This window comes from Vibrio sp. 1557 (assembly GCF_033340175.1).
Taxonomy (GTDB): domain Bacteria; phylum Pseudomonadota; class Gammaproteobacteria; order Enterobacterales; family Vibrionaceae; genus Vibrio; species Vibrio alginolyticus.
Map to the genome: position 1 here is coordinate 357817 of NZ_JAWOVZ010000001.1, position 12019 is coordinate 369835.

Consider the following 12019-nt stretch of genomic DNA (forward strand, 5'->3'; position numbering starts at 1 on the left):
GGCACTATGTTAAGTCGTTTCTTTATTCAGAGACCTAAATTCGCGCTGGTTATTTCGATCATATTAACGCTAGCCGGCGCGATCTCACTGGCGATTTTGCCAGTGGCTGAGTATCCACAGATAAGCCCGCCATCAGTAAGCGTTTCGGCTTACTACACCGGCGCGAGTGCGGAAGTTGTCGAGCAGGCCATTGCGGACCCCATAGAGACCTCAGTCAACGGCGTTGAGGATATGATATACATGTCTTCAAAGAGCGCGAACGATGGCTCTTACAGCCTAAACGTCACGTTCGATGTCGGCACCGACCCAGATATGGCGCAAGTTAACGTGCAAAACCGCGTGTCACAGATTGAGTCAAAATTGCCTCAAGAAGTTCGCATGGTTGGTGTGACGGTGAAAAAGCGTTCACCTGACTTGCTGATGGTACTTAACTTCTATTCACCTGATGGCAAATACGATGATCAGTTCTTGATTAACTACATTAACTTGAATGTAAAAGATCAGTTGGCTCGTGCGAAAGGTATCAGTGAAGTTAACGTGATTGGTGGTGGCGAATATGCAATGCGTGTTTGGTTAGATCCTGAAAAAATGGCCAACCTTAAGCTAACCACGTCAGACGTATACGCCGCTTTGGCTGAACAGAACGTTCAAGTTGCGGCAGGGCGTGTAGGTGCAGCACCATACAACAATCCGCAAGAAGTTCAGTTTAACCTTGTGACCAAAGGTCGCTTGGAAAGCGTGAGTGAGTTTGAGAACGTAGTCCTTCGAGCTAATCCCAATGGCTCTACGGTTTATCTGAAAGATGTTGCTCGCGTTGAACTAGGCAAAAAGTTCTACGATGGTAACGGTAAGTTCCGTGGCCAGGACGCGTCAATCGTTGCGTTGTCTCTTCAATCGGATGCGAATGCGTTAGAAAGTGGTCAGGCCGTCATGGAGCTCCTTGAAGGCTTGAGCAAAAACTTCCCAGAGGGAATGGAATACGAGACCAGCTACGATACAACCGTGTTCGTATCTGAATCGATCAAAGGGGTAGTAAAAACACTGATTGAAGCGATTCTATTGGTGATTGCTGTAACTTACTTGTTCTTGGGTAGTGCGCGTGCAACGTTGATTCCTGTTGTCGCGATCCCCGTTTCTCTGATTGGTACGTTTGCCATCATGCAGGCAACGGGCTTCACCATTAATACGGTTACTTTGTTTGGCTTGATCCTTGCGATTGGTATCGTGGTGGACGATGCGATTCTGGTTATCGAAAACGTCGATACTACCATGACGAAAGACCCAACCATTTCACCGCGCAAAGCGACGTTGCTAGCGATGAAAGAAGTAACGGGACCAATCATCACGTCGACCTTGGTTCTACTTGCGGTATTCATACCCGTCGCCATGCTGCCAGGTATCACCGGTATCATGTATCGCCAGTTCGCTTTGACCATCTGTATTTCGGTTGTGATTTCATCCATCAATGCATTGACGCTGTCTCCAGCACTTTGTTCTCTGGTATTGAAGCAGGGTGGGGGCAATACCGCTAACTGGTTCCAGGCTTTCAACCGAGGCTTAGAGCGCATCACTACGCGTTATGGCCAGATCGCTGGTTTCTTGGTGAAGAAGTCTTTACTGCTCGTGACGTTCTTTATAGTTGCTATCGCAGCGGTCACTTTCTTTGCGAAAACCACCTCTACAGCGTTTGTTCCTCAAGAAGATAAAGGCATTTTGCTGGTTAACGTACAGCTACCAGATTCAGCCTCTTTATCACGCACTGAAGAAGTCACCAATGATTTAATGAAAATGATCGGTGAAGAACCTGGTGTGGATGGTGTGACGGTTGCGAACGGTTACTCGTTTATGACAGGCGCAGCAGCATCAAACGGTGCTTCTGTATTTATCAAATTGCATGATTGGGATACTCGTAACTCGCTGCAAGGAGAGCACTCTGCTAATGCTATCGCGGCACGTATTAACGGGCGAGCGGCGACAGAGTTACCTCAAGCGGTTGTTTTTGCGATGGGACCACCGGCGGTTCCAGGTATGGGCGCTGCGTCTGGTTTTGAGTTTGTGCTTGAAGACACGCTAGGGCGAAGTCGTACCGACTTGTCGATGGTCATGGGAGAAATGATCCAAGCGGCTAACCAAGCGCCTGAAATTGCCTACACGTTTAGCACGTTCCGCGCGAATGTTCCGCACTACTACGTTGATATCGATCGTGAGAAAGCGCAGCAATTAGGTATTTCGCTGTCGTCTATTTTCCAAACCTTGCAAGGCAACTTAGGTTCGCTTTATGTGAATGACTTCACCATGTTTGGTAAGAACTTCCGCGTAACCATGCAAGCTGATAGCCAGCACCGTAGCAGCATGGAAGATCTAGAGCGTTTCCATGTTCGTTCTTCGAACGGTGATATGGTCCCGTTAAGTACGCTAGTGAGCTACGAGCAAGTGTTTGAGCCTGATGTGGCGTGGCGTTACAACATGTACCGCAGTGCTATCATTCAAGGCCAACCAGCTCCGGGTTACTCTAGTGGTGATGCGATTGCAGCAATGGAACGCGTTGCTGCTGAAGTTCTTCCGCAAGGGTACACGTATGAATGGACAGGTATGGCTTATCAGGAAGTGCTAGCGGGTAACCAAGCCATTTATGCGTTTGCGCTGGCTTTGATCTTCATTTACTTGTTTATGGTGGCTCAGTATGAGAGTTGGAGTATTCCACTGGCTATTATTTTGGTGGTCCCAGTAGCAACGTTAGGTTCCTTCCTTGCGTTGAATCTAACTGGCACGCCGCTTAACTTGTATGCCCAAATTGGTCTTGTCTTGCTCATAGCCTTGGCGGCGAAAAACGCAATTTTGATTGTGGAGTTCGCCAAGCAAGAGCGAGAAGAAAAAGATGCTGATATCGATAGTGCAGCGGTTAAAGGAGGCACTTTACGTTTCCGCGCTGTGAATATGACATCTTGGTCATTTATTCTGGGTATCTTCCCGCTTATCTTTGCCGCTGGCGCGGGGCACGTGAGTCAAAACTCACTCGGCGTGTCGCTGATTGGTGGTCTATTGTGTGTGCTTCTAGCAGGTACATTCTTGATCCCAGGCTTCTACGCTCTGGTGCAAAGACAGCGTGAGAAAGTTCATGGTGGCAACACCAAGCTGGTTCCTCTTGATGATGAATAATCACATCCGAAGTGCGCAGTAAGCACGAAGTGACAATTGAAAAAAGCCCGAAGCAATGATTGCCTCGGGCTTTCTATTTTGAAAAAGGGTTATTTTAGCGCAGTTTTGAATTGTGCAACGGCTTCATCCATATCATGAGCTTGAGCAGAGACAGAGTTCACTTCATGCAAGCATTCCTGAGCGGATTGCATGTTATTCTCAGATATTGCGTTTAGCTCGGTGATTGAACCGCTAACTTGGTTCATAACGATACCTTGTTCTTCAACTGCTGAAGCTATGCGCTCCGAATTACCTTGAATTGAATGCATGTCAGTGATGATCTGCTGTAGGCTAGAATCCAGTTTTTCAGAAGCATTAAGTGTTTGTTGCCCTTGATCGTTACATTGATCAATATCAGCAACAACTGTAGACATTTGAGTTTGAATATCTGCAACGACCCGCGTGATTTCCTCAGTGGATTGATGAGTTCGGCTAGCTAGGGCGCGTACTTCATCGGCGACAACTGCAAACCCGCGGCCTTGTTCGCCTGCTCGCGCGGCTTCAATTGCTGCGTTGAGAGCTAGTAGGTTGGTTTGCTCTGCAATTTCTTGGATGATGTTCACGGCACCACCAATTTTATCTACATGCTGATTCAGCGAGCCAATCGACTGCTGGCTGTTTGATAAAATCGTGGTTAGTTGACCGATGTTGGTTACCGTCGCCTCAACAACTCCTCGACCTTGTTCGGCATTATTCGCTGCCTGATGTACGCCTTCTACCGCAACTGATGTGCTTTCAGAGATTTCACCTATTGTGGCAACCATTTGCTGAACTGCCGTCGCCATTGATGCAGTGTGGTCAGTTTGAGTGTGGAATTGCTCCATAACGCCTTCTAACTCACGATGCATATTATCGGTACTTGCAGTGAGTTGCGCCGATTTTTCTTGGGTACTACTAATTAGATGCTCAAGCTTATCCAATAGGTCATTGAGGTGATGACTGATATCAAATAGCTCGTCTTGACCTTTCAAATCAGATCGAAGTCCCATGTTGTTCGTTTCGCTGATACTTCGAATGGTGCCAAGTAAGCTATTCACTCGCGTATTGATTGAACGTGAAATTTGCCAAATCAATGCGAAAATAACGACTAAGATCAGAGCTGTAATGACCTGCTTGATGGTCGACATTTGTTCATCACGTTGTGCGGCAGCAGAGCTAAGGGCTGTGGAAAAGGTTTCAAATTGCTCTTCTACGGCATGGGATAATGCGCGAGTTTCACCGAGTAGGCCTTTGTCATAAGCAACCCCAACAACCTGCTTTTGGGCCGCCAATTGCTTACCTGTTTTGATAAGCTCTGGAGCATATTGCCCCTCAAGCAAGTCACTATTGAATAGTCCTGCTTTTACCGCAGAGTCAAAACGGACTAATGCCAATAACTGCTGGTGGTCTGAACGTTGTTTTGCTTCTAATAGTGCTTGTTCGTAACCAGCGAGAAGCCCACTCTTTGAATCAAGCCCGTATAGTTGGTAAGCGCTGACCAGATTCTGAAAGCCCCTTTGGTATGCGAGCAAGTCTTGCTTAAATTGTTGACTGGAAGGTAATTCATTACTCTTGAGTATGTTCGCAAGCTCTTTTTCTGTGTCTATAAACTTGTCAACATTGGCGTCAAACTTATTTAGATATTTGTCATTACTACGTAGTAGGAAATCTTTTTCATTTCTGCGTAAGTTGAGTAAGCGTATTTCTAGATCACCAACGAGTTTGATGGCGTGATTTAGATCATTGCTCTTATTTTCAAAATGGGATGACGTACCCAAAAGGGCCACGATGCCTAAAATGGCGATAACTCCGAGGAAGTAGAGTTTTTGCCTAATAGTCATATTGTTGTTTCCTGAATAAGTAACTAAAAAGAGAAATCCAATGAGATTTCCAAGGGCTAGCAAACGTTGTTCAACTAACATGTCGAGAAAACGACATTCACTAATACAGCACTTTTTTACGTTGCTGTTTTTTCGCTCCGTGCTTGTTTTTTGTATCAAGTCGTCGGCGTTGAGAAGCGCGGGTTGGTTTCGTTTTAATACGCTTCTTCTCCTGTAAAGCGGCAGCTTTTATCAATGCTTGAAGCCGATTTAGGGCGTCTTCCTTATTTTGTTCTTGTGTCCGAAATTGTTGCGCTTTGATGATGATCACGCCATCTTTACTTATACGACTATCAGAAAGTGCAAGTAATCGCTCTTTGTAAAAGTCAGGTAAGCTGGAATGCCGGATATCAAAGCGCAGGTGTATAGCGGACGCTACCTTGTTAACGTTCTGGCCACCATTTCCTTGAGCTCTAATTGGGGATAATTGAATTTCCCACTCTTGAATTGTGACGGAGTTCGAAATTTTGAGCATGATAAGTAAATGCCGGTAAGGACGATTGAAAGAGCTGATAAATTAACATTACAGATGCACAAATAGAAGAAAAGACATGAGCACGATTGATTTTAGACCCTATGAGGGATTCATATTTGATATGGATGGTACTCTAATCGATACCATGCCAGCCCACTTGGCAGCTTGGCAAGCAACTGCTGAGCGTTTTGATTTTCCGTTTTGCCAGGAATGGTTTCACAGTTTGGGAGGGATGCCGAGCTTTAAAATTGTTGAGGAACTAAATCGTGTGCATGAGCTTTTATTAGATCCTAAAACTGTCGCGACATTTAAAATGGAAACATTCGCTGCTATGGAGCTTCATGGTGACGTTATTCCTTGCACGAACATCGTGTTAGAGGAATATTTAGGCCATAAGAAAATTGCAGTCGGTACTGGCAGCCAACGAGAAAGTGCCATGCGCTTATTAAGTCATGCAGGTTTATTAGACAAGTTGGATGTTGTAGTAACCGCAAGTGATGTAGAGAACCATAAACCCTTTCCAGATACCTTTTTGATGGCCGCGAAACAACTCGACTTGGAGGCGTCACAGTGTCTTGTGTTCGAGGATACTGAGCTGGGGAAGCGAGCGGCGCATGCAGCTGGTATGGATTGCGTTATGGTGCAAGATAATGAGTTGATCTTTTTCCCAAAACCATAGTGGCAATATCCCTTAATATGAGATCAAAATGGGGTGCAAATGCACCCCATTAATTTTTACCACATCATCGATCATGAATCATAGATGCTTATTCTGGTTGAACTAGCTCTTGGTATTCAAATGAAGGTACCACAACTTCTACGCGACGGTTTTTCTCACGACCTTCGCGAGTGCTGTTGTCAGCAACTGGGTTTTCTTCACCCATACCTTTAACTGTCAAACGATCTGAACCAATGCCAGCTGCGGTTAGGTAATCAGCAACAGATTGAGCACGACGCTCAGACAGTTTTTGGTTGTATGCCGCAGGGCCTGAGCTATCTGTGTAACCAGTAATCTCTACTTGAGCTTGAGGATATTCGTTCAAGAATGAAACAAAGTTGTCCAGACGTTCAGAAACGGACTCTGTTAACTTAGCACTATCGAATTCAAACGTACCTGTACCGTACTCTTCTTTGTGCACCTTGCTCATCATCACTGGTTCTGGATCTGGCTCGATCACTTCTTCCGTTACAACTGCTGCAACAACTGGAGCTGCTGCGAATTTGTAGTTAACACCGATACCAAAGAAGTTAGCATCCATGTCGTCCCACACGTCGTCAGACATGTCTTGGTAGCGTTGGTATTCAGCGCGAACACTCCAGTTTCTATCGATCGAGTATTCAGCCCCCAAAGAACCTGTTGGGACAAAGTCTGTTTCGTCATCAGACATCATGTAAGCACCACCGATCTTAGCAAACAGATTCCAAGAGTCGTTTAAGTGCCAGTTGAATTTAGGTGCAAGTGTTAAAGCCGTTAGATTGCCGTCAATCGTATTAACCGTGTTAGCCCCTGACATCGAGTTAGCTTTGTAGTCGCCTAAGAAGTCTACGCCGTACTCTAGCCCAATGATATCGGTAAAGTCATAACCGATATGTAGTCCTGCACCGAACGCTTCATCATCACAAGGGCTATTTAGATAGCAAGCGTCGTCAAGTGTAGTCATGCCCACTTTGCCCCCGATGTACATTTCAGCTTGAGCAGAGTTTAAAAGCGCGCTACTACCAGCTACCACTGCTGCTACTGCAATTGCTACTTTGTTCATAATGTTTCCTTGTATTGATTGCATATTAACTTCTACTTCGTTTTATCAAAAAATTAGAAAAAACCAGCGTTTATAAGAAATTAGTTTAATATTCTAATCATTTCATATCAAGCAACAATATATTTGAACTTGATCAACATTTACTACCCAAAAATACCTCACAAACTTCTGATATTTCTTACATTGTAGTAAAGATTTTTTGGTGCATAAGAAAATTGATGATTATTTTGAACTTTTTTTCGTAAACTTTACTTTACATTGTGCGCGGTGGTTAACAGGTGGTTTTTATTTGCATTTATTTGCAAAAACTGATTGCAAGTCTACGCCTAAGCCGATAAGTTACTTAAACGCTAGACAGAAAATGACCACAGCCCTTGATGCTGCTCGCTTTGTGAACAATGTTGCAATGAGTTCAGTTGGTAAAAATGGGGTCGGAAATAAAACCAGGAAGTAGAAGTAATGTTTCAAACTGATGATGTAAGAATAAATAGAGTAAAAGAGTTACTGCCACCTGTTGCAGTATTAGAGAAGTTCCCAGCGACTGAAACCGCTTCTTCGACCACTTTTGATTGCCGTAACGCCATTCACAATATTCTTGAAGGAAAAGACGATCGATTACTCGTGATCGTTGGCCCGTGTTCTATTCACGATACGGCTGCCGCGGTTGAGTACGGTAAAAAGCTAAAAGTATTACGTGATGAACTGGGCGAGCAGCTTGAGGTTGTTATGCGAGTTTATTTTGAAAAGCCGCGTACGACCGTTGGTTGGAAAGGCCTTATCAATGACCCTTACTTAAATGACACCTATAAGCTAAATGATGGTCTACGTATCGGACGTAAACTTCTTCTTGATCTAACCGATATCGGCTTGCCGACGGCAAGTGAATTCTTAGATATGATTACACCTCAGTACGTGGCGGATTTGATCAGTTGGGGAGCTATCGGTGCTCGTACGACAGAATCTCAGGTTCACCGCGAGCTTGCTTCTGGTCTTTCTTGTCCTGTAGGTTTCAAAAACGGTACAGATGGGAATATTAAAATAGCGAGCGACGCGATTCGTTCTGCAAGCGCTTCCCATCACTTCCTTTCAGTAACAAAATACGGTCATTCCGCGATCGTAGAAACCGCTGGTAATCCAGACTGCCATATTATTCTACGTGGCGGTAAAGAACCAAACTACAGTGCAGCACATGTAGCTCAAATTAAAGATGAGCTGGACACCGCAGGTCTGCCGAAAAAAGTGATGATTGATTTTAGCCATGCTAACAGCTCGAAGCAGTTCAAGCGTCAAATGCTGGTGTCTGATGATGTATCCGAGCAAATCTCTGGTGGCGAAGAAGCCATTTTTGGAGTGATGATCGAGTCTCATTTAGTTGAAGGTCGCCAAGACTTAGTGGATGGCAAAGCAGCCACTTATGGTCAGTCGATCACTGATGCATGTATTGGCTGGGAAGACACGGAAACGGTACTTCGTCAGCTTTCTGATGCAGTAAAAGCGCGCCGCAACAAGTAAGCTCAACAGAAAAACTTTTTTAAAAGCGAATAGTGAAGAGCCAGAGGTACTATGCCTCTGGCTCTTTTTGTTGAGAATTACTCTCATATCTTTCTATTGCTTCTGCTTTCCTATATGTTATCTGTATACGTTGTAACCAAAAGGAATTTGGAATTGAATCGTAATGTATGGCTTCTATCCCTCTGCCAAGCCTTATTAATGACAGGGAATATTTTACTCATATCTGTTATTGCCCTTATTGGCAAAACACTTGCGCCGTCATCAAGTTTTATCACATTACCAGTTGCACTGCAGTTTTTGGGACTGATGGCCGCGACAATTCCCGCGTCGCTAATTATGGGCAAGTTAGGGCGTCGCCTTGGTTTTAGCCTTGGTAATGTCATTGGCATTTTGGGTGCTAGTCTAGCGACGTATGCATTAAGTCAACAAAACTTCTATCTGTTCTGCATGTCTACGTTTTTGCTTGGTGTTGGTATAGGTTTCGGTACTCTATACAGGTTTGCTGCCATTGAAGTGTGTGAAGAGTCGGCAAGACATAGGGCGATTTCGATATCTATGGCGGGTGGGGTGTTAGCGGCGATCCTTGGGCCTAATCTGGCCGTGTACTCGCAGCAGTGGTCAGGTGATGGCTTATACATTAGTGCATTTGCTGTGCTTGTCGTGCTTTATATAACCGCGTTGGTTGTGCTACAAACCATTCGTTTTCCACCTGCACACACGCAGGCGCTACACGCTAAGGCGGATAAGCTGAGACTGATTATTCGTCGACCTAATTTCATGCTGGCAGTTATCGCGGCAATGGTTGCGTACGCGGTGATGAACATTTTAATGACAGCAACTCCTTTAGCGATGATTGGTTGTGGCTTTGATTTTGATAAAGCGGCGGGAGTGATCGAATGGCACGTGTTGGGTATGTTTGCACCTGCGTTTGTCACGGGCCGTCTGATAGAGCGGTTTGGCGCTAAGAATATGATTTTAGCGGGTGGATTGCTATTTGTTGCTTGTATTGGAATTAACATACATGGAGTGTCTATCTGGCATTTTAGCCTTGCTTTAATCCTGTTAGGAATAGGGTGGAACTTTATGTTTATCGCAGCAACCGGGCTGTTTAGTCAAAGCTATGAAGCGAAAAACAGAAGCAAGGCTCAAGCGTTTAATGAATTCTTCGTGTTCAGTTGTGTCACCATCACCGCATTACTATCTGGTTGGCTTGAGTCTACCGTAGGTTGGCAGAATCTTAATTTGTATGTTCTTCCATTTGTGTTACTCGTTATCGCGATGTTTGCGTTAAAAACGAATAAAAAGCCAGAATCACAAACCGCTTAATTAAGGCTTAATATATAACCCGGCCGATCGTGTCGGGTTTGTTTATTAGCTCAAATCAACAATCTCTTCTTTATCTTTTTATCGATAATGTGAATTCCCACAATAAAAATGTCGATTTGATATGACTTTTTATCTAACTTTTTGTAATAAAAATAAAAATCCTGTATATATCTTGCCGAAAATCAATAAAAACTAAAGAAGTTTCGTCTATGTCAGCCAATATTTCTCATAAAGCTCAAGAAACTCTCGTGAGGGAGTCTGAGGAACTCGTCTCAACAACGAACTTACAAGGTGTTATTACATATTGTAATGAAGCCTTTTGCCGCGTTGCTGAATACACTCACGAAGAACTTGTCGGTCAGAACCACAATATAGTTCGTCATAATGATATGCCTAAAGCCGCTTTCGGTGACATGTGGGCACGCCTTAAACAAGGTAAAGCCTGGCGTGGAATGGTTAAGAATGCCACTAAGTCTGGCGGTTACTATTGGGTTGATGCTTATGTCACCCCTATCTACGAAGACAACCATGTTGTTGGGTATCAATCAGTGCGCGTGAAACCAAAGCGAGAGTGGGTTGATATTGCGACAAAAGCCTACAAAAGCATGCGTGCTGCAGAGAAGTCTGGCCGAACTTGGTCGTTGAAAATCAATGAAACCATTCGCTATGCGATTCTACTTGGTGCACTAACCGCACCTGCAACCGCATATGCGTTGTCTGTTGAAGGGCCGTTGGCTTGGCTTGCAAGTGCGTTACCTGCAAGTGTTCTAGCTCTGTTATTCCGCCAAGAGTTAATTGATACACCTCAGCAACTTAAAAAGTTACAAAAGCAATATGACAGCGTAAGTCGCTTGATCTATTCCGGTAACACGGCATTTTCGATTGCCGATTTCCATATCAAAATGCTATCCGCAAGAATTCGAACCGTGTTAGGAAGAATGACTGACTCCGCATTGCCTTTGCAGCATTGCGCCGAAGAGCTCAGTCAAACAACGGCAGAAGTCTCGGCTGCATTAAATCAGCAAAATACCGATATTCATCGTGTGCGAGATGCTACCCAAGAGGTGGAGTCGTCGGCAAATTCGGTTTCTTCGAGTACCAATGATGCCCATATGTTGATTGATGATACATTGAAGTCATGCTTGATGGCGAAGGAGACCATTGATCAAACGCACACCAATCTAGCGAAGTTAAGCCTTCAAGCTGAAAAAGCGACGGAAACGACGTATCAACTGAGTGATCAGGCGCAGAAGGTGAACCATTTGATGGAAGAGATTGGTGGGATCGCAGAGCAAACCAATTTACTGGCACTCAACGCGGCGATTGAAGCGGCAAGAGCAGGGGAGCAAGGTCGTGGTTTTGCTGTTGTAGCTGATGAGGTCCGCGCGCTTTCTGGGCGAACATCCAATGCAACTGAACAAATCCAAGCCTCTATCTCCACTATGTTGGCAACGATTCAAAGTTGGCAGAAAGATATTCTGGCAAACAAAGAGCAAACCGATGCCTGTTCTCAAGTAGCAGAACAAAGCGCGTTGCGTTTGTCTGAAGTTGAACAGATGATGCAAACCATGAGTGGGCTGATGGTTGATGTAGCAGAAGCGGCGAATAACCAGTTAAAGCTATCTAGTGATGTAAACCAGCACATTCATTCTATTGCTTCGACCGCAGAACAAAACTTGGCAGCAACACATTCAGTTGAGCAAAATAGCCGACAGTTGAAAGACCAAGTACAAGATTTCTATCAGCTCGCACTTCGATTTGAAGACAAATAGTCGTAACGAAAGTTGTGATGTTTATGTCCTGGCTGCGTTTATGCGAATAGGAGCCAGATAAAAGAAAGCCCCGCCATTGCTGGTGGGGCTTTTCAGTTTTCACATTCGCAATAGAGA

At 44.7% G+C, this 12019-nt stretch carries 8 protein-coding genes; 5 read left to right on the forward strand and 3 right to left on the reverse strand.

The genetic code is table 11. The annotated features are described in order from the left end of the window. Positions 1-6: 6 nt before the first annotated feature. On the forward strand, positions 7-3159 hold the full coding sequence (vmeZ, locus tag R7070_RS01740; RefSeq protein WP_213869142.1) for a multidrug efflux RND transporter permease subunit VmeZ: 3153 nt from the start codon (positions 7-9) through the stop codon (positions 3157-3159). 89 nt (positions 3160-3248) lie between these two features. Here the strand turns inward: vmeZ and R7070_RS01745 are convergent, their stop codons facing one another. Together R7070_RS01745 and arfB are read right to left on the reverse strand one after the other, a co-directional pair. Further along, positions 3249-5018: a methyl-accepting chemotaxis protein gene (locus R7070_RS01745; protein ID WP_318141076.1), complete on the reverse strand. Its 1770-nt coding sequence runs from the start codon at positions 5016-5018 to the stop codon at positions 3249-3251. Between the two features lie 100 nt (positions 5019-5118). Beyond that, positions 5119-5532, reverse strand: coding sequence for an alternative ribosome rescue aminoacyl-tRNA hydrolase ArfB (gene arfB, locus R7070_RS01750; RefSeq protein ID WP_017635196.1), 414 nt, complete (start codon positions 5530-5532; stop codon positions 5119-5121). A gap of 76 nt (positions 5533-5608) precedes the next feature. On the opposite strand from arfB, the gene R7070_RS01755 reads away from it, so the two are divergent. Next, a complete protein-coding gene (locus R7070_RS01755; RefSeq protein WP_054574702.1) occupies positions 5609-6211 on the forward strand; it encodes a beta-phosphoglucomutase family hydrolase in 603 nt (200 codons plus the stop codon). Positions 6212-6299: 88 nt separating this feature from the next. On the opposite strand, the gene R7070_RS01760 is transcribed toward R7070_RS01755, so the two are convergent. Further along, positions 6300-7292, reverse strand: a complete 993-nt coding sequence (locus R7070_RS01760) for an OmpA family protein (protein ID WP_017819897.1) — start codon at positions 7290-7292, stop codon at positions 6300-6302. Between the two features lie 459 nt (positions 7293-7751). On the opposite strand from R7070_RS01760, the gene aroG reads away from it, so the two are divergent. From aroG to R7070_RS01775, 3 genes are all read left to right on the forward strand, one after another. Beyond that, a complete protein-coding gene (aroG, locus tag R7070_RS01765) occupies positions 7752-8804 on the forward strand; it encodes a 3-deoxy-7-phosphoheptulonate synthase AroG (RefSeq protein WP_256900108.1) in 1053 nt (350 codons plus the stop codon). Between the two features lie 153 nt (positions 8805-8957). After that, positions 8958-10130: an MFS transporter gene (locus R7070_RS01770; protein WP_025767923.1), complete on the forward strand. Its 1173-nt coding sequence runs from the start codon at positions 8958-8960 to the stop codon at positions 10128-10130. Between the two features lie 209 nt (positions 10131-10339). Next, complete coding sequence (locus R7070_RS01775; RefSeq protein WP_017819900.1) at positions 10340-11902, forward strand: methyl-accepting chemotaxis protein; 1563 nt, start codon at positions 10340-10342, stop codon at positions 11900-11902. Positions 11903-12019: the final 117 nt, after the last annotated feature.